The sequence below is a fragment of the Lentzea sp. NPDC102401 genome, from assembly GCF_044765805.1.
In the GTDB taxonomy this organism is placed as follows: Bacteria; Actinomycetota; Actinomycetes; order Mycobacteriales; family Pseudonocardiaceae; genus Lentzea; species Lentzea sokolovensis.
Map to the genome: position 1 here is coordinate 172,613 of NZ_JBIWKS010000016.1, position 17,790 is coordinate 190,402.

General features: G+C 69.1%; 18 protein-coding genes. 8 read left to right on the forward strand and 10 right to left on the reverse strand.

The genetic code is table 11. The features are described from left to right. Window positions 1-4: 4 nt before the first annotated feature. Window positions 5-1,489, reverse strand: coding sequence for a PucR family transcriptional regulator (locus tag ACIRG5_RS41040; protein WP_402915539.1), 1,485 nt, complete (start codon window positions 1,487-1,489; stop codon window positions 5-7). A gap of 77 nt (window positions 1,490-1,566) precedes the next feature. Here ACIRG5_RS41040 and ACIRG5_RS41045 point away from each other — a divergent pair, with 77 nt between their 5' ends. Next, a complete protein-coding gene (locus ACIRG5_RS41045) occupies window positions 1,567-1,881 on the forward strand; it encodes a DUF3099 domain-containing protein (RefSeq protein ID WP_330278003.1) in 315 nt (104 codons plus the stop codon). Window positions 1,882-2,164: 283 nt separating this feature from the next. Here ACIRG5_RS41045 and ACIRG5_RS41050 read toward each other — a convergent pair whose 3' ends face one another. Then, window positions 2,165-3,043, reverse strand: coding sequence for a carbohydrate kinase family protein (locus ACIRG5_RS41050; RefSeq protein WP_402915542.1), 879 nt, complete (start codon window positions 3,041-3,043; stop codon window positions 2,165-2,167). Continuing rightward, window positions 3,040-3,930, reverse strand: a complete 891-nt coding sequence (locus tag ACIRG5_RS41055) for a pseudouridine-5'-phosphate glycosidase (protein WP_319978237.1) — start codon at window positions 3,928-3,930, stop codon at window positions 3,040-3,042. The genes ACIRG5_RS41050 and ACIRG5_RS41055 overlap by 4 nt, the downstream gene beginning before the upstream one ends. 31 nt (window positions 3,931-3,961) lie before the next feature. Here ACIRG5_RS41055 and ACIRG5_RS41060 point away from each other — a divergent pair, with 31 nt between their 5' ends. Next, window positions 3,962-4,213, forward strand: coding sequence for a DUF3039 domain-containing protein (locus ACIRG5_RS41060; RefSeq protein WP_090006425.1), 252 nt, complete (start codon window positions 3,962-3,964; stop codon window positions 4,211-4,213). Between the two features lie 76 nt (window positions 4,214-4,289). Here the strand turns inward: ACIRG5_RS41060 and ACIRG5_RS41065 are convergent, their stop codons facing one another. Continuing rightward, window positions 4,290-5,393 carry a YihY/virulence factor BrkB family protein gene (locus ACIRG5_RS41065; RefSeq protein ID WP_402915544.1) on the reverse strand — a complete coding sequence of 368 codons (1,104 nt, stop codon included), beginning with the start codon at window positions 5,391-5,393 and terminating at the stop codon, window positions 4,290-4,292. A 141-nt stretch (window positions 5,394-5,534) separates the two neighbouring features. Between ACIRG5_RS41065 and ACIRG5_RS41070 the strand changes: the two genes are divergently transcribed. Next, window positions 5,535-7,220, forward strand: coding sequence for a DEAD/DEAH box helicase (locus ACIRG5_RS41070; RefSeq protein WP_245822203.1), 1,686 nt, complete (start codon window positions 5,535-5,537; stop codon window positions 7,218-7,220). 31 nt (window positions 7,221-7,251) lie between these two features. Here ACIRG5_RS41070 and ACIRG5_RS41075 read toward each other — a convergent pair whose 3' ends face one another. Further along, on the reverse strand, window positions 7,252-8,040 hold the full coding sequence (locus ACIRG5_RS41075; protein ID WP_402915547.1) for a class I SAM-dependent methyltransferase: 789 nt from the start codon (window positions 8,038-8,040) through the stop codon (window positions 7,252-7,254). 246 nt (window positions 8,041-8,286) lie between these two features. Here ACIRG5_RS41075 and ACIRG5_RS41080 point away from each other — a divergent pair, with 246 nt between their 5' ends. The 4 genes from ACIRG5_RS41080 to ACIRG5_RS41095 all read left to right on the forward strand — a co-directional run bounded on the left by ACIRG5_RS41080 (window position 8,287) and on the right by ACIRG5_RS41095 (window position 12,875). Next, a complete protein-coding gene (locus ACIRG5_RS41080) occupies window positions 8,287-9,411 on the forward strand; it encodes a substrate-binding domain-containing protein (RefSeq protein ID WP_402915550.1) in 1,125 nt (374 codons plus the stop codon). Between the two features lie 77 nt (window positions 9,412-9,488). Next, window positions 9,489-10,262, forward strand: coding sequence for an ATP-binding cassette domain-containing protein (locus ACIRG5_RS41085; RefSeq protein ID WP_402915553.1), 774 nt, complete (start codon window positions 9,489-9,491; stop codon window positions 10,260-10,262). Window positions 10,263-10,285: 23 nt separating this feature from the next. Then, window positions 10,286-11,716 carry a sugar ABC transporter permease gene (locus ACIRG5_RS41090; protein ID WP_402915556.1) on the forward strand — a complete coding sequence of 477 codons (1,431 nt, stop codon included), beginning with the start codon at window positions 10,286-10,288 and terminating at the stop codon, window positions 11,714-11,716. Between the two features lie 4 nt (window positions 11,717-11,720). Further along, complete coding sequence (locus ACIRG5_RS41095) at window positions 11,721-12,875, forward strand: ROK family protein (protein ID WP_402915559.1); 1,155 nt, start codon at window positions 11,721-11,723, stop codon at window positions 12,873-12,875. A gap of 71 nt (window positions 12,876-12,946) precedes the next feature. On the opposite strand, the gene ACIRG5_RS41100 is transcribed toward ACIRG5_RS41095, so the two are convergent. The 5 genes from ACIRG5_RS41100 to ppgK all read right to left on the reverse strand — a co-directional run bounded on the left by ACIRG5_RS41100 (window position 12,947) and on the right by ppgK (window position 16,829). Then, window positions 12,947-13,126, reverse strand: a complete 180-nt coding sequence (locus ACIRG5_RS41100) for a hypothetical protein (RefSeq protein WP_231642793.1) — start codon at window positions 13,124-13,126, stop codon at window positions 12,947-12,949. A 417-nt stretch (window positions 13,127-13,543) separates the two neighbouring features. After that, on the reverse strand, window positions 13,544-14,086 hold the full coding sequence (locus ACIRG5_RS41105; RefSeq protein ID WP_402915561.1) for a helix-turn-helix domain-containing protein: 543 nt from the start codon (window positions 14,084-14,086) through the stop codon (window positions 13,544-13,546). Between the two features lie 144 nt (window positions 14,087-14,230). Continuing rightward, complete coding sequence (locus ACIRG5_RS41110; RefSeq protein WP_402915563.1) at window positions 14,231-14,458, reverse strand: nucleotidyltransferase family protein; 228 nt, start codon at window positions 14,456-14,458, stop codon at window positions 14,231-14,233. A gap of 68 nt (window positions 14,459-14,526) precedes the next feature. Further along, on the reverse strand, window positions 14,527-15,849 hold the full coding sequence (locus ACIRG5_RS41115) for an RNA polymerase sigma factor (RefSeq protein ID WP_330277993.1): 1,323 nt from the start codon (window positions 15,847-15,849) through the stop codon (window positions 14,527-14,529). A 218-nt stretch (window positions 15,850-16,067) separates the two neighbouring features. Then, entirely contained in the window at window positions 16,068-16,829 is a 762-nt protein-coding gene (gene ppgK / locus ACIRG5_RS41120; RefSeq protein WP_402915566.1) for a polyphosphate--glucose phosphotransferase, read from the reverse strand. Between the two features lie 115 nt (window positions 16,830-16,944). Between ppgK and ACIRG5_RS41125 the strand changes: the two genes are divergently transcribed. After that, on the forward strand, window positions 16,945-17,751 hold the full coding sequence (locus tag ACIRG5_RS41125) for an inositol monophosphatase family protein (RefSeq protein ID WP_402915569.1): 807 nt from the start codon (window positions 16,945-16,947) through the stop codon (window positions 17,749-17,751). Window positions 17,752-17,790 lie beyond the last annotated feature (39 nt).

Sequence of the window (17,790 nt, forward strand, 5' to 3'; positions counted from 1 at the left end):
TGGGTCATCGCGTGATCTGGAGGGCGATGGCCATCGCGAGCCGCTGGTCGGGATCGTCGAGGGGGAGCGGCGTCACCTCGGACATCTTCTGCATGCGGTACCGCAACGTGTTCGGGTGCACGTTGAGCTCCTTCGCGGCCGCCCGCACGTCGCCCTGAGCCGCGAGCCACGCCTTCAACGTCGTCGCGTACTGCGTCCCGTACTCGGCGTCGTACCGCAATATATTGGATATCGGCCCGCGGGTAGGCAACCGTCCGGCCTCGGCGACAGCGGCGAGCCTGTGCAGCAGGACCTTCGCCCACGCGTCGTCGTACACAACGGGTGTACCGGTGGAGAGCGCGAGGCATTCATCCGCCTCCTGCCGTGACGTCGGCAGCTGCGTCGCCTCGGCCGGACCACCGATTCCCGCCAGCACCGTCGCCTCGGCGGGCAGTTCGCGCACCAGCGAGCGCACCCACCCGGCGGCGTCATCGGCGGCCGGGATGACCGTGTAGAGGACGTTGCCGAACAACGCGCTGCGCCCAGGCCGCGACCAGCCGAAGCCCGCGGTGGCCCGCTGGAACGCGAGCACCGCCGCCCCGTGCTCGCCCTCGCCAGCGTGGGCCTGGACCGCGATCACCCGCAGGTCGGCGGTCGGCAGGCCGAGACGCGCGACGTCGGCGGACTCCGGATGTTCGAGCAGCCGGATCACCAGGTCGGCCTCGGCCTGGCGTTCGAGGTCGGTCGACGCCCGCGATCGCAGCAGGTGCAACGCCGCCGTGCGCGCCCCGTCGACCAGCGCGGCACTCCGGGCCGCGTCGACGGGCCCCGTCACCTCGACCCAGACCGACCCGAGAAGCTCACGACCCGCCCGCACCGCGGCGACGAGCCGGTTGCCCAGCTGCGGGGTCAGCTTCGGCACGAAGATCGGCTCGTCCGACGACGCGAGGTGCGTGAACACGCCGAACTCGTCCAGCGCCCGCCGCGCTTCCTCCGGAACACGCCGCCCCAGGATGGTCTGCACGCGAACGGGGTCGACGTCCTCCTGCCGGTAGGAGTACGCGAGCACCCGTGACTGCTGGTCCTCGATCGTCACCGGCCCGCCCACGACACCCGCGATCACATCCGCCAGACCGAACAGGTCGCCGGTCCGCGTACCGCCGTTGACCAGCGTCTGCGTGACGTTCGCGAGCTGCCCCCACGGCACCGACGGATCCACGAGCAACACCGCCGCACCGGACTTCTTGGCGGCGGCGATCACCCGCTCGTCGAGCGGCGGCTTCCCGTGCAACACCACGGCGGAAGCCGCGGTGGAGGACACCAGACGCGCCGCGGCGGCCACCGATGGTGTGCCCAGCCCCAGGAGCACATCGCCCGCCGTGGCCGGCGTGTTCTCCGCCGGATCGTGCAGAGCCACCCCGCGCAGTTCGGCGTCACGGCCCCTGGGCGCGCAGGCCAGATGCGTGCCCAGACTGCCGAGCACGTCCACGAGGCGATCAAGGGCGACCACCCGCGGATGTTAACCGCCGACCGGGTGTCCCGGCGGTCACTCGGACGTGGGAGCATGAGACACGTGGAGGTGGTGTCGTGAGCAGTCCCGACCGGAACGACACCCCGGTGTTGATCACCGAGGCGGCCCCGTCCTACGAGGAACAGCACGCCGCTCGGCGCCGCAAGTACGCGATCATGATGAGCCTGCGCTTCCCGTGCCTCATCCTCGCGGCGCTGTTCGCTCAAACCTGGTGGCTTGCCCTGTTCTTCATCGTGCTGTCCGTGCCGTTGCCGTGGATGGCCGTGCTGATCGCGAACGACAGGCCGCCGCGCAAGACCGAGAAGGCCAACCGCTACGAGGTCGAGCGCCGCGCCATCACCCAGAAGAGCACCACCGTCATCGACGGCTGACCGCCGCCGAATCCCGCACGGCCAGGCCGTCGCCCAATGCCGCCCACCCCTTTGCAACGACTCTTTGGACTTCGTCCGCAAACGAGTCATTGCTAGGGCCGCGCCCGCGCTGGCTCGCCTTTGCAATGAGTCTTTTGCGGACGTCCGCAAACGTTTTTTGCATCCGGCTGGCCAAGGAGGGCGCGGCGACCTGGGCTGATGGCCTCGGAGGCGAGGTTGGCGGGCGCGTTGAGGTCGCCGATATATCAGCCCGAGAGCTGATATATCGGCTTGTCCCAGTGGCTTAGCGGGGTGGTTGGGCGCCTACGACGCTGACCGCGCGGGAGCCTGCCCGGACGCCGCCGAGGAGCGCGTCGCGCTTCGACGCACCGGACAGCCAGGACGCGAGGAAGCCCGCGTCGAAGGCGTCGCCGGCGCCGGTCGAGTCGACGCACTCGGTGACTTCAGCGGGGACTGAGATCAGCTCGTCGGCGTCGACCCACGCCGCTCCGTCCGGGCCTGAGGTGACCACGACAGCACCGACGTGGGACAGCAGGGACTTCGCCGCGGCCGGTTCGGAGGAGCCGGTGAGGGCGAGGAGTTCGTCGGCGTTGGGGAGCAGGAAGTCGACGCCGCGCACGTCTTCGAGGAATGCCTCGGCCGAGTGGATCAGGACGGCCGCCTGGGGGTCCACGGACGTCGTCCAGCCCGCGGTACGGGCGGCTGCGAGCACGGCCAGGCCTGCCGGGCGTGAGGTGGCGTCGAGCAGCACGTAGCCGGACAGGTGCAGGTGGCCGTCGGTGCCGGTGAGCAGGCCCGGGTCGAGGTCGGCGGGGGAGAAGCGGGCGTTCGCGCCCCGGTCGGGCAGCATCGAGCGCTGGCCGTTCTCGTCGACCAGGACGACCACGCAGCAGGTCGCCAGGTCCTGGTCCACCGCGAAGGCGCACTGGACGCCGGCGTGGGTGAGTTCGGCGTGGACCTGGCGTCCGGCCGAGTCGGCGCCCACTCGGGCCACCAGGACCGGTGAGGCGCCGCAGGCGGCCAGCCACACGGCCGTGTTGGCGCCGGCGCCGCCTGGCTCGATGGTGACCTTCGCGCGCACGTCGCCGCCGTGGGCGATGGGGCCGGAGTGGCGGGCGACCACGTCCAGGCCCGCGTCACCGACGACCACGATCGGCCTCATCGGAACAGCTCGACGGCGACTGCGGCGGCGACCGAGGCGTTGTTGACGACGAGTTCCTCGTTGGCGTCGAGGCTGACGCCCTCGCTCGCGGTGTGGAAGTGCTCCAGCAGGACGGGCGTGACGTCCTTGCCGCGCACGTCCCCGTCGACGAGCTTCTGCAGGCCCTCGGCGAGCAGGCGGTCGTGCAGGGCGGTGTCCATCTCGAACGCGGCGGGGATCGGGTTCGCCAGCAGCATGCCGCGACCACCGGCCGCGAACACGGCGGCGGCCTCGGCGGCGGTCTCGACGCGCCACGGGACGTCGAACTCCGACTCGCGGCGGTAGAAGGCGGGGAAGCGGGACGTCCGGTAGCCGACGACCGGCACCGAACGAGTCTCGAGGACCTCCAGGGTCGCGCCCATGTCCAGAATCGACTTCACGCCAGAGCAGACGATCAGCACCGGCGTCGTCGCCACCACGTCGAGGTCGGCCGACACGTCCCACGTCTCACGCGCGCCGCGGTGCACGCCGCCGAGTCCGCCGGTCGCGAAGACGCGGATGCCCGCCTGGTGGGCCAGTGCCGTGGTCGAGGCCACGGTCGTCGCGCCGCTGCGGCCCAGGGCGTAGGCGGGGCCCAGGTCGCGCAACGAGAGCTTCACGAGGTCGCCCTGGTTGCAGACGCGGTCGAGCTCGGCGGAGGTGAGGCCGACGTGCGGAACGCCGTCGAGCACGGCGATCGTCGCGGGAACGGCGCCTGCCTCCCGCACGACCTTCTCCAGGCGTGCGGCGACGGTCAGATTGCGCGGCGCGGGCAGGCCGTGGGACAGGATGGTGCTCTCAAGAGCGACGACGGGCCGGTTCTCGGCCAGTGCGGCGGCAACTTCATCGGCGATGTGCAGCGTGGTCACGAGGGGACATCATCCCAGGTACCCTGGGCGCGTGAGCACCCAGACTCTTCCTGAGGTCGACGTACGGCCGGACGAGACCGACCAGTCTTCGGACGACACGCCGAAGATGTTCCACTACGTGCGCAAGGCGAAGATCGCCGAGAGCGCCGTGATGGGCACGCACGTGGTCGCGTTGTGCGGCGAGGTCTTCCCGGTCACGCGGTCGCCGAAGCCCGGCTCGCCCGTGTGCCCGGACTGCAAGAAGATCTACGAGAACCTGCCTCCGGGCGGAGACGGCGACTGAGCCTCGCCCCCAGAACTTCACCCGCCCGGCGCCTCGAGTCGACTTGAGACGCCGGGCGTTGCTGTTCTCGTGCCCGCTAGCCCCGCTGTTTCTCCTCTTCGGAGTGCTGGCGCTGCTCCTGGATCTTGAGCGGCGTCGTCAGCTGCGTGTCGGCTGGGGAGGGCGCGGAGTAGACCGTGTCGTTCGTTTCCGGTGCGGGCTGCTCGGTCTCCTCGCGGATGCGGGACGCCGCGCGCTCCATCTCGAGCCTGCGCCAGCGGCGGCGCTGGCGGCGGGTCATGCGGGCGGGCCACATGTCCTGGATGGCGCTGTTGAAGTACGCGCCGATCGTGATGGCCAGGCCGATGAAGAACACGAACAGCAGGAACGCGATCGGTGTCGCCAGCGCGCCGTAGGTGTAGCCGGTGGTGGTGATCCACTGGATGTACAGGCGCAGCCCGATGGACGACAGGATGAACACCGCCATCGCGAGGATCGCGCCGGGCAGCACGCGGTGGTACGGCAGCCTTCGCGGCAGTGCGACCTTGTAGAGCAGCGACAGCGACAGCACCAGCAGCAGTGCTACGCCGGGGTAGTAGAACCGGCCGACCCACGTCGCGATGTAGGGCTGCCAGGACGTGGGGAAGAACTGCGGCAGGACGTCCGGGCCGAGTGCCAGCACCGGCAGGCCGATCACCAGCGCCACCAGCGACACCATGTAGAGCAGCAGGGCGAAGATCCGCTGCCACAGCTCGTTGCGCACGCCGTACTGGCCGTGGGCGACCGTGATCGCGTCGACGAACGACGACATGGCCGACGACCCCGCCCACAGCGAGATCAGGAAGCCGATGGAGACGATCTCGCCCTTGCCGGTCGAGAGGATCTCCGCGACCGTCGGCTGGATCACGTCGTTGACGACGTCGCCGCTGAAGATCGTCCGGGTGAATCCGATGATCTTCTCCTGGACGGAGAGGACGATCTCGGGGCCGAACCAGGTGCCGATCCAGCCCATCGAGCCCAGCACGCCGAGCAGCAGTGGCGGGAACGACAGCGTCTGCCAGAACGCGGCCTCGGCGGCTTCTGAGAAGATGTTGCCTTGCCACGCCTTCGACAGCGTGCGCGCGAGTAGACGCAGCGGCCCCTTGCGGCCGGACCTGCGTGCGTCGTTGTCGGAAGGCGAACCCATCGCAGTGACAAGCATGGTGCATACCGCCACGTTTCGCGGCATCGACGCTCGGAACAGGTAGAGTCACGGTGCCCTCGGCCATCGTCCGCCTGAGGGTATTGCCTTGTTTGACCTGCATAAATGAGGAGAAACACGTCTGTGACAGCGACAGCAGCAATGCGACCGCTGCGGGCATGGCAGCGCCGCGCGCTGACCAAGTACCTGGCCGTGAAGCCGAAGGACTTCCTCGCCGTCGCCACGCCGGGCGCGGGCAAGACGACGTTCGGACTTCGTGTCGCCGCCGAGCTGCTGGCAGATCGGACCATCGAGGCCGTCACGATCGTGACACCCACCGAGCACCTCAAGCACCAGTGGGCGAAGGCGGCTGCCGAGCAGGGCATCCACATCGACTCGAACTTCCGCAACACCAACGCGATGACCTCCCGCGACTACCACGGTGTGGCCGTCACGTACGCGCAGGTCGCCGCCCATCCGACGTTGCACCGGGTGCGCACCGAGAACCGCAAGACGCTCGTGCTGCTCGACGAGGTGCACCACGGCGGCGACGCCAAGTCGTGGGGTGACGCGATCCGTGAGGCGTTCACGCCCGCCGTGCGCCGCCTCTGCCTGACCGGCACGCCGTTCCGTTCCGACGACTCACCGATCCCGTTCGTGCAGTACGAGGAGAGCAACGGCGGCTTCAAGACGTCCAAGGCGGATCACACTTACGGGTACTCCGACGCGTTGCGCGACGGCGTGGTGCGGCCCGTGCTGTTCCTGGCGTACTCCGGTGAGGCGTCGTGGCGGACCAGTGCGGGCGAGGAGTTCACCGCGCGCCTGGGCGAGCCCCTGACGCAGGAGCAGACCGCGCGGGCGTGGCGCACCGCCCTGGACCCGGCAGGCGACTGGGTCGCGTCCGTGCTGCGCGCCGCCGACCAGCGGCTCACCCAGAAGCGCGAGAACGGCCTGCCCGACGCGGGCGGCCTGGTGATCGCCACCGACCAGACCGTCGCGAAGGCCTACGCGCAGGTGCTCCAGCGCGTCACGGGGCACATCCCCACGCTCGTCCTCTCCGACGACCCCAAGGCCTCCGGCAAGATCGCCGAGTTCGCCGCGACGAACGAACGCTGGATGATCGCCGTCCGCATGGTGTCCGAGGGCGTCGACGTGCCGCGGCTCGCCGTCGGCGTCTACGCCACGTCGTCGTCGACGCCGTTGTTCTTCGCCCAGGCCATCGGCCGCTTCGTGCGCAACCGGAAGCCCGGTGAGACCGCCTCGGTGTTCCTGCCCTCGGTGCCGGTGCTGCTGGCGCTCGCGTCCGAGCTGGAGGCCGAACGCGACCACGTCCTGGGCAAGCCGCACCGCGAGAAGGACGGCTGGGACGACGAGCTGATGGCGGCGGCCAATCAGACCAAGGACGAACCCGGTGAGGACGAACGCGCCTTCACCGCCCTGGGCACCACCGCCGAGCTCGACCAGGTGATCTTCGACGGCTCGTCGTTCGGCGCGCCGACCCTCGCGGGCTCCGAGGAGGAGCAGGAGTACCTCGGCCTGCCGGGACTGCTGGAGCCCGACCAGGTGCGGACCCTGCTGCTGCAGCGGCAGGAGGAGCAGATGGCGACCGCCGCCAAGCGCCCCAAGCCCGAGGTCGCGGTGCGGGAGGCGAGGCCCGTCGGCGTGCAGGAACGCCTCGCGTCACTGCGCAAGGAGCTCAACACCCTCGTCGCGATGCACCACCACCGCACGAAGAAGCCGCACGGCAAGATCCACAACCAGCTGCGCGAGTACTGCGGTGGGCCACCGACCGCGATGGCCACCATCGAGCAGCTCGAAGAGCGGATCTCGACGCTGCGCTCCTGGTAGGACGGGGTTCCCGCAACTGATATCCGATATGTCAGTTGCGGGTGACGGCGACGGCCAGCGTGTTGTAGTGCATGGTGAAGCTGCCTCCGAAGGCGTCGATGGCGCCGCCGACCGCGTCGAGGAGCCCGGTGACCTGCTCTGTGCCGAGCAGGGCCATCGGACCCATCGTGCGCATGAGGTCGAGGTACTCGGCGGTCGTGTAGCTGTGCTCCCAGTCCGCCCGCCACTGTTCGGCGTTGTCGAACGCTCCTGTGCCGACGAACGCCTCGCCCGTGCGCACGCAGCCCGCCTGGTAGGCCTCGAACGCCTCCTCGCGGGTCTGGCCGGCGCGGAACGGAAGCTCCGGCGCCACCTTCTGGTACGCGCCGGTGATGGCCTGGGAGATCGGCTCCGGCGGAGCGAACACGTGCCAGAGCGCCACGAACACCCCGCCGGGCCGCAGCACCCGCGCCGCCTGGCGCGGGCCCGCCTCGGGGTCGACCCAGTGCCACGACTGCCCGGCGACGACGGCGTCGAACTCGCGGCCGGCGGGGTCCCAGGTCTCGAACTTCGACACCTCGACGGGCACCCCGGTGCCGCGGGCGAACTCGGCCATGCGCTCGTCGTGCTCGACACCGAGCACCTCGCACCCGCCCGCGAGCAGTGGGCGGGACAGGACGCCGGTGCCGCAGCCGACGTCGACGACGCGGGGCCCCGGACTGACCGCGATGATCTTCCGCACCAGCTCGCCCGGATAGGCCGGACGGGTGCGGTCGTAGCGAGCCGCGTCGGCACCGAACGAGTTCGCCAGCCTTTCGGCGGCTTCCTTGTCGACGGTCATGCACCCAACCTAGGGGTGTCCGGGAGGTGACAGGCGAGTGTTCGCCGCAGGCGATATCCGATATATCGCCGCTGGAATCAGTAGCGCGGTGGTAACGCTCTCACAACTCTCAGTGACTTAATTTCGCCAGGGTTACCGCATCGTTGCGACTTAATCGATCCAGTGTGGTTCCGGTCACGCATATGTCCGGCATACGTTGTGCGCCACAACATTCTCTGTGACACAGCGCAGTGAAAGGGATGGCGGATGCGCAGCAAGACTCTCGCTTCCATCGCTGTTACCGCGGGCCTCGCCCTGGCGGTTACGGCGTGCGGCGCCAACACGTCCTCCAACACCGGAGGAAGCACCGAAACGAAGACTGGCAGCGGCACGGGCGCGAAGGTCGGCGTGATCCTGCCCGAGACCAAGACCTCCGCCCGCTGGGAGGGCTTCGACAAGCCTCTCCTCGAGGCCGCTCTGAAGGCCGAGGGTCTCGACCCCGACATCCAGAACGCCCAGGGCGACGTCCAGAAGTTCAGCACCCTCGCCGACGGCATGATCAACAACGGCGTCAAGGTCCTGATCATCGCCACGCCCAACAGCGAGGTCGGTGCCTCCGTCGCCAAGAAGGCGCAGGCCCAGGGCATTCAGGTCATCGACTACGACCGCCTGAACCTCGGTGGCTCCTCGTCCTACTACGTGTCGTTCGACAACGTGAAGGTCGGCGAGCTGCAGGGCCAGGGTCTGGCCGACGCGCTCAAGGACAAGCCGCAGGGCGCCAACGTCATCGAGATCGAGGGCGCGCCGACGGACAACAACGCGACCCTCTTCGCGGACGGCCAGAAGAAGGTCCTCAAGCCGCTGTACGACTCGGGCAAGCTCAAGCTCGTCCAGTCGCAGCCGATCGACGACTGGGACAACCAGAAGGGCGGCCAGGTCTTCGAGCAGATCCTGACCGGCAACGGCGGCAAGGTGGACGGCGTCGTCGCCGCGAACGACGGCCTCGCCGGCGCTGTGATCACGGTCCTCAAGAAGGTCGGCCTCAACGGCAAGGTTCCGGTCACCGGTCAGGACGCCACCCCGGACGGCCTGCAGGCCGTGCTCCGCGGCGACCAGTACATGACGGTGTTCAAGCCGATCAAGGAAGAGGCCGAGGCCGCCGCCAAGCTGGCCGGTCTGCTGGCCAAGGGCGACACCGCCGGCGCCGACAAGCTGGCCTCGGGCGTCACCAAGGACACCAAGGGCAGCCGCGACGTCAAGTCCGTGCTGCTCACGTCCCAGCTGATCACCAAGGACAAGGTCAAGTCCGTCGTCGACGCCGCCTTCGTCAAGGCCGCTGAGATCTGCGTGGCCGACACCCAGGCTGCCTGCACCGAGCTCGGCATCAAGTAAGACCGCTCGCGGTGAAGGCGGGGTGCGCGTCTGACGCACCCCGCCTCTCGCCGCGTGGTAACCACGGAGGAAACCCAGTGAGCGAGCCGATTCTCGAGCTGCGCGGCATCAACAAGAGCTTCGGTCCCGTGCACGTCCTGCACGACATCGACCTCGTCGTCCAACCCGGCGAGGTCACCGCCCTCGTCGGCGACAACGGCGCGGGCAAGTCGACGCTGGTCAAGTGCATCGCGGGCATCCACCCGACTGATTCGGGCGAGGTCCTGTTCGCCGGCGAGCCGGTGCACATCAAGGGCCCGCGCGACGCCGCGGACCTCGGGATCGAGGTCGTCTACCAGGACCTGGCCCTGGCGGACAACCTCGACATCGTCCAGAACATGTTCCTCGGCCGCGAACGCACCAAGGGTGGCCTGCTCGACGAGACCGACATGGAGCAGGCGGCGCGCAAGACGCTGGCGTCGCTGTCCGTGCGCACGGTCAAGTCGGTTCGCACGCAGGTGTCGTCGCTGTCCGGCGGTCAGCGCCAGACCGTGGCGATCGCCAAGGCCGTGCTGTGGAACAGCAAGGTCGTGCTGCTCGACGAGCCCACCGCCGCACTCGGCGTCGCCCAGACGCGGCAGGTGCTCGACCTGGTCCGCAGGCTCGCGGAGCAGGGCCTGGGGGTCGTGCTGATCAGCCACAACATGAACGACGTCTTCGAGGTCGCCGACAAGATCGCGTGCCTCTACCTCGGCCGCATGGCCGCCGTCGTGTCGTCCAAGGACGTCACCCACGGCCAGATCGTCGAGCTGATCACCGCCGGTCGTTCCGGCGACCTGGGCATCGCCCGCCCCGAGGCGGCGACGATCTGATGAGTACCGAAGAGGCGAGCAGCATGACCGACACCACCGAAACTCACGAGTCGGAGGCTGCCCAGCAGGGCGCCATCTCCGACTTCGGCATCGACACGACTTCCCGCTCCACCAGCGAAGCCGTCAGGGACTACTGGGCCAGCGTCCGCGGCGGCGAGCTCGGCTCACTGCCCGCTCTGCTCGGACTGATCGTGCTGCTCATCGTGTTCAGTTCGCTGTCCGACTCGTTCTTCACCCTCGGCAACCTCGCCAACCTGCTCCAGCAGGGCGCCAGCATCACCATCATCGCGATGGGCCTGGTGTTCGTGCTGCTGCTCGGCGAGATCGACCTGTCCGCCGGCACCGCGTCCGGCGTGACGGCCTCGGTGATGGCGCTGGACCTGATCCACGGCGGCAACCTGCTCGGTGGCATGGGCGACGGGGTCTTCTACGTCTTCTGCGGCTGGCTGGTCCTCGCGGTCGGTCTCTCGCTCCTGATGCGCCTGTGGACCGGCGCCGTGCTGTCCGGCATCGCGCTGCTCATCGCTCTGCTCGGCGTGCCCGCGAACGCGTGGATCGGCATGCTGCTGGCGATCTGCGTCGGCGCGTCGATCGGCTGCATCACCGGCTACCTGGTCGCGAAGATCGGCATCCCGTCGTTCGTCGTGACCCTGGCGCTGTTCCTCGTGTGGAGCGGTGTGGTGCTGCAGTTCATCGGCCAGGGCGGCACGCTCGGCCTGCGTGACGACACGATCTTCCAGGTCGCCAACGGCAACATCGGCACCGCCGGGTCGTGGATCCTGTGCGTGGTCGCGGTCGGCGGCTATGCGGCCCTCGTGCTCAACCGGCACTTCACCCGGCTGCGCAAGGGACTCGTCGCCCAGCCGACCGCGCTGGTGCTGACCAAGATCGGTGGCCTGGCGCTGCTCGCAGCGGTCGCCACCTTCGCGCTGACGCAGAACCGGTCGCCCAGCACCCTCGTGGTGATCGCGGGCGTGCCGTACGTCGTGCCGCTGGTGCTCGTCCTGCTGGTGATCGGCACGTTCGTGCTCGACCGCACCAGCTACGGCCGTCACCTCTACGCGGTCGGCGGCAACAAGGAGGCAGCGCGCCGCGCTGGCATCAACGTGGAGAAGATCCGGATGAGCGTCTTCGTGATCGCCTCCTCGGCGGCGGCGATCGGCGCCATCGTCTACTCCTCCAAGGTCGGCTCCGTCGACCCGAACGCCGGTGGCGGCAACACCCTGCTCATGTCGGTCGGTGCGGCCGTCATCGGTGGTACGTCGCTGTTCGGCGGCAAGGGCCGGCTGCGTGACGCCGTCATCGGTGGTGCGGTACTGGCGGTCATCGCGAACGGCATGGGCCTGCTCAAGCAGCCCTCCGCCGTCGTGTTCATGGTGACCGGCCTGGTCCTGCTGCTCGCCGCGAGCGTCGACGCGTTGTCCCGCCGCCGGGCGGCCACGTCGGCTCGCTGACGAGGTGACAGGACCTACGTCCGGCACTCGTCCCGACGAGATCCGCAGGCACAACAGGACGGCGCTGCTGCGCCGCCTGCACGTCGACGGACCGTCCACCAGGGCGTCGCTCGCGGCTGAGCTCGGTCTCAACCGCAGCACGATCAAGGCCCTGGTGGACGGCCTCGCCGAAGCCGGTGTCGTCGCCGAACGCGTGCCCGCTCTGCGCAGCGGAGCGGGCCGCCCGTCCCTGCTCGTACTGCCCCAGCCGAGCGCCGCTGTCGTCATCGCGATCGACGTGCGCGTCGAGCACGTGGCGATGGGGTTCGTCGGTCTCGGCGGGGAGATCCTCGGGCGGGACAGCTGGAACCTGTACCGGACGCGTGATCCGGGAGAGGTGATCACGCACATCGTCGAGTCGGCGCGCCTCATGGCCGACGACCTCGACGCCACCGCGGTCGGGGTGGGCGTCTCGGTGCCCGGTGTCGTGCGACGCGCCGACGGGCACGTGCACGAGGCACCCAACCTGCACTGGACCGGTGTCGCGCTCGGCAAACGCCTGGAGGCGGTGCTGAAGCTGCCGGTCCAGGTCGGCAACGACGCGGAACTCGGCGCACTCGCGGAACACGTGCGCGGGGCGGCGCGGGAGTCCGCGGACATGGTCTACATCTCCGCGGACGTCGGCGTCGGCGGGGGAGTGATCCTGTCCGGGCAGCCGTTGCGCGGCTCCGGCGGCTACGTCGGCGAACTCGGGCACATGGTCGTCAACCCGCGCGGCCTGCGGTGCTACTGCGGCTGCGACGGATGCTGGGAGACCGAGGTGGGCGAACCGGCGTTGTGCCGGGCCCTGGGCCTTCCCGACGACGCACCACGCGGCGCCGTCGTCGCGGCACTGCGGGCGCTGGACGACCCGTCGGTGCTCGACGAGTTCGCCGGCTGGCTCGCACTGGGGCTCGCGAACATCGTCAACGTCCTCGGCCCTGAGCTCGTCGTGCTCGGCGACCTGTACACGGCGCTGCCGGCATCGGTGGTGGACTCGGTGAGCGCGGCCGTGCAGGTGCGCAGCCTCGTCTCCCGCGCGGTGGGCGGAACCCAGGTCGTGATCTCGCCGCTGGGTCGCGACGCGAAGCTCGTCGGAGCGGCCGAACTGGCCTTCGAACCCGTCCTGGACGCCCTGTAAAACCCTGGAAAAGCGAAGGGGGCGGAGATCCCTGGAGGATCTCCGCCCCGAGCGGCTAGGTGGGGTGGAAGTCAGCCCTGCTGAATTTCAGCAGCGAGTTCGCGCAATTTCTCACTGTGCGCCCGGGCGTGGTGCCCGCAGAACAGCAGCTCGCCCCCGGACGGGAGCAAAGCGCGAACCTGGGCAGCAGCCCCGCAGCGGTCGCAGCGGTCGGCAGCGGTCAACTCGGGGCGGGTGAGTGCTGCAGTCATGATGAATCTCCCTCCGTCCCGGCAACGGAACTGAGGTGTTCCGGTGCCCTCTTACCAAGCTGCGACCACAGCGCCCCTGGCAGGTGCGCGGTGCTCGCTGGCTCCACTCTGACAGACGTTTCGGCGATAGTCAGTGTTCCCGTGTACGTGGCGACTCGCGTCACTATCGGATTTACCCGCCTGCAGCAGGACTACACCTGCGTTTGCCACCGGTTCACCGTCTTGACACGCACGCTGAGCAACCAGAAACCCGCTGGTGGAGCAGCATGTTCGGGCCATCCGGTCGGTTGCGTGCGGCCGGGAGTGTGATATCGGTTGCCCTTGTCCGCCCTCCGCGAACAGGTCACGAACGTCCCACGATTCGGACGCGGAACCGTGATCAAAATCCTGATCGAGCGCTTGCTCAGGCCCGTTCGATCAGCTCGCGAGGGCGGCGCTGATCGCTCGTGCGGCGTGCCCCACGGCCTCCCTCAGAGCCGTGGCGCTGCGTCCGTTGTCGAGCACCGCGCACACCGTGCCGATGACGCTGCTGGACGGCGTGCGCACCGGAGCGCTGACGAACTCCATGCCCGCCGGCACCATCGCCCCAGGCCGCAGCCGGGCCACGTCCTCGGCCCGCACGATGCTCGCCGCCGCTACCAGCACCCGGTCCCGCCGAGGCACCGCGAGGATCGTCGACGTCCTGATCGTCGCGGACAACGCCCGCAACGGCTGCCGAGCCACCAGCAGAATGCCCGGCGCAGGTTCCCAGGCCTGCCCGAACCGGAACATCTGCGCGCCGATGCGGTAGCGGCCCCGTGCGTACTCCACCGCGCCGAGGGCCTCCATCTGCTCCAGCAGGCGGTGCACCGTCGTCTTCGGCATGTCGCAGCGCTCAGCGAGCTGCGTGAGCCCCAGCTCACCGTCGTCCATCAGCTTGTCCAGCAGTGAGAAAGCCCCTTCGAGCACCGACCTGCCCATGTTCTCCCGCCCCCTCGTTCCGTTGTCCGGAACTGTCCCTGTGCACCCCTCCGGCACAGCCGCACACTTGATGGTGTCGCGGACGCATAGGCGGCACATGAGTACAGGGGTACTCATCTTTCGGATGCGTTCGATTCCGCCTGCTCAGGCCACGCGAGCACCGGGGTTGGGGCGGACGACGAGGTTGAACACGTCAGCGAGACCGTGCGGCGCGTAGACACGCCACTTGCCGTTGGATTCGAGGCGGACGCCTAGGCAGGTACTACCCAGGAAGATCCAGTTCCGCAGCACCTCCACGAGGACCTCGTTGCGCGCGAGGGTGGTGCGCAGCGCGTCGACCTGTTCGTCCATCGGCAGCCGGCCGAGAATCATGCCGCGGCAAAACACAACAGCCCCGCACCGAACCGGTGCGGGGCTGTGTGCGTATGACTGGGTAAGACCTAGTCGAGGTAGTCGCGCAGAACCTGCGAACGCGACGGGTGACGCAGCTTCGACATCGTCTTGGACTCGATCTGGCGGATGCGCTCACGCGTGACGCCGTAGACCTGACCGATCTCGTCCAGCGTGCGCGGCTGGCCGTCGGTGAGGCCGAAGCGCAGCCGGACGACGCCCGCCTCGCGCTCGGACAGCGTCGCGAGCACGGACTGGAGCTGGTCCTGCAGCAGCGTGAACGAGACGGCGTCGACAGCGACGACGGCCTCGGAGTCCTCGATGAAGTCGCCGAGCTGGCTGTCGCCCTCGTCGCCGATCGTCTGGTCCAGCGAGATGGGCTCACGCGCGTACTGCTGGATCTCCAGCACCTTCTCGGGCGTGATGTCCATTTCCTTGGCGAGCTCCTCCGGGGTGGGCTCGCGGCCCAGGTCCTGGAGCAGTTCGCGCTGGATGCGACCGAGCTTGTTGATGACCTCGACCATGTGCACCGGGATGCGGATGGTGCGGGCCTGGTCGGCCATCGCGCGGGTGATCGCCTGCCGGATCCACCAGGTGGCGTACGTGGAGAACTTGTAGCCCTTGGTGTAGTCGAACTTCTCGACGGCGCGGATCAGACCCAGGTTGCCCTCCTGGATCAGGTCCAGGAACGCCATGCCACGGCCGGTGTAGCGCTTGGCCAGCGACACGACGAGACGGAGGTTCGCCTCGAGCAGGTGGTTCTTGGCGCGCTCGCCGTCACGGACGATCCAGCGCAGGTCGCGGCGCAGCTGCGGGGTGAGCTTCTCCGCGTCCTCCTCGGAACGGCGCACGCGCTCGGCGGCGTAGAGACCCGCCTCGATGCGCTTGGCGAGCTCGACCTCCTCCTCTGCGTTGAGGAGGGCGACCTTGCCGATCTGCTTGAGGTAGGCGCGGACCGAGTCGGCCGAGGCGGTGAGCTCCGCGTCCTTGCGCGCCTGGCGCAGGGCCTCGGACTCCTCCTCGTCCCAGACGAAGTCGCCCGTCTTGCTGTCGGCGGTGTCCTCCGCCTCCTCGGGCTCGTCCACGACGGGCTCGTCGACGATCTCGACGTCCTCGACCAGGTCCTCGGCGCCGGGAGCGCCTTCGATGTCGTCAGGCTCGTCGCCGCTCTTGGCGGTGCCCTTCGCGGCAGGATCGGCCTTGCCGGCCGTCTTGCGCGGGGCCTTGGCGGCGGCTGCGGGCTTCTTCGCTGCCGCAGCGGTCGTCTTGCGCTTCGGCTTCTCCTCGGCCTCGCCGGCCGCGGTCGCCTTGGTGGTCCTGGCGGCGCTCGCGGCGGAGCTGGAGCGTCGGGTTGCGGATTCTGCGGCTGCCACGTACGCCCTTTCGCGACGGTCGTTCAAGGCAAACCAGAGGGCGCGAAACCTCGGTCGCCAGAGTTCGGGGGATCTCCCCGCCGATCTTGCTTGGCGGGTGTGCGTTCCATTGTAACGACGTCCGTGACTCGGTGTTGCGCCCCGAGGTGCTTCGAGGCGCTCTCACCTGCGTTCTCGCAGCTAGATCGAGTCGGACACGTTTCGGTGTCGAACGCTTGTCAAGGCCTGACGCCGTGCGCGGCGGCCCACGCGGCACCGACGATGCCCGCGTCGTTCTTGAGCGCTGCCGCGACGACCTCGGTGCGGACCTCGAGCAACGGCAACCACTTGTGCGCCTTCTTGCTCACTCCACCGCCCGCGATGACGAGGTCCGGCCAGATCAGGTCCTCGAGCACGTTGATGTACCGGGTCACCCTGGGCGTCCACTCCTCCCAGGACAGGCCCTTGTCCTCCTTCACGGAGGCGGCCGCGCGCGATTCCGCGTCGTGCCCGTCGACCTGGAGGTGGCCGAACTCGGTGTTCGGGACGAGCTTGCCGTCGAGGAACACCGCACTGCCGATGCCCGTGCCGAACGTCAGCAGCACCACGGTCCCGTTCTTGCCGACACCCGCGCCGAACGACATCTCCGCGATGCCGGCCGCGTCCGCGTCGTTCATCACGACGATGTCCTCGGGCCTGCGCTTGAGGCGCTCGGCGAAGAGCTGCTGGGCGTCGCAGTTGATCCAGCCCTTGTCCACGTTCGCGGCGCTGAGGGCGACACCGTGCTTGACCACGCACGGCAGCGTGACGCCGACCGGGCCGTCCCACTGGAACTTCTCGACGATCTCCGCGACGACCTCCGCCACCGCCTCCGGTGTCGAAGGCTGGGGCGTGGGGATCCGCAAGCGTTCGCCGTCCAGTGCTCCTGCTTCGAGGTCGACCAGGCCGCCCTTGACGCCCGAGCCGCCGATGTCCACACCGAACCCGCGGGTGATGCCCATCCCCGTGGTCCTTCCTACTCGATCCTGCTTGCTTCGATTCAGTACCTGTGGTGCGCAGACATTAGCCTGACGGTCTCCGATAGTCCCGTGCTAGTGACGCAGGAGGGAACCGGTCGTGTTCGATCCCCGGCCACTCGTCGACATCGCGACGGCCATCGGACGGGAAGCGGGCGCTCTTGTTCAGCGCATGCGTGCTTCCGCCGTCGTCTCGTTCGACACCAAGAGCACATCGACGGACGTGGTGACCGCCGCGGACCGCGCCTCAGAACAACTCGTCCGGACGCGTCTTTCCGAGTTGCGCCCCGGTGAGCCGGTGCTCGGTGAGGAGGAGGGCGGCCCTGGAGACGGTGCTGCCGTCGAGGGCCTGACCTGGGTGGTCGACCCCATCGACGGCACCGTCAACTACCTCTACGGAATCCCCTGGTACTCGGTGTCGATCGCAGCGCAGCTCGACGGCGAGTCCGTCGCGGGCGCCGTGGTGGAACCGGCGACCGGCCGCGTGTGGACCGCCGCACGCGGCTACGGCTCCTTCTTGGACGGTGCGCCGTTGCGCGTCTCCGCGACGACGGACCTGTCCCTGTCGTTGCTGGGGTACGGATTCGCCTACCGGCCCGAACGGCGTCAGCGGCAGGCCGACGCGTGGGCGCGGATGTCGACTCGGGTGCGTGACCTGCGCCGGGCCGGCGCGGCGTCGCTGGACCTCTGCTCGGTGGCCGCCGGAAGGCTCGACGCCTACACGGAGCACGGTCTCGGCCGGTGGGACTGGGCAGCCGGCGCGCTGATCGCCGCGGAGGCCGGCGCGGTCGTGCGGCTGCCGGGTTCCTCTCCCGAACTGGGGGAGGACGCGACGTTCGCCGCCACGCCCGGCATCGCCGACGCCCTGTACGGCGCGCTCGCCGAGTCCGGCTTCGGCGAGGTCTGAAACCCCAGTTCAGGACGCTAATATATTGGTTGTGCAATG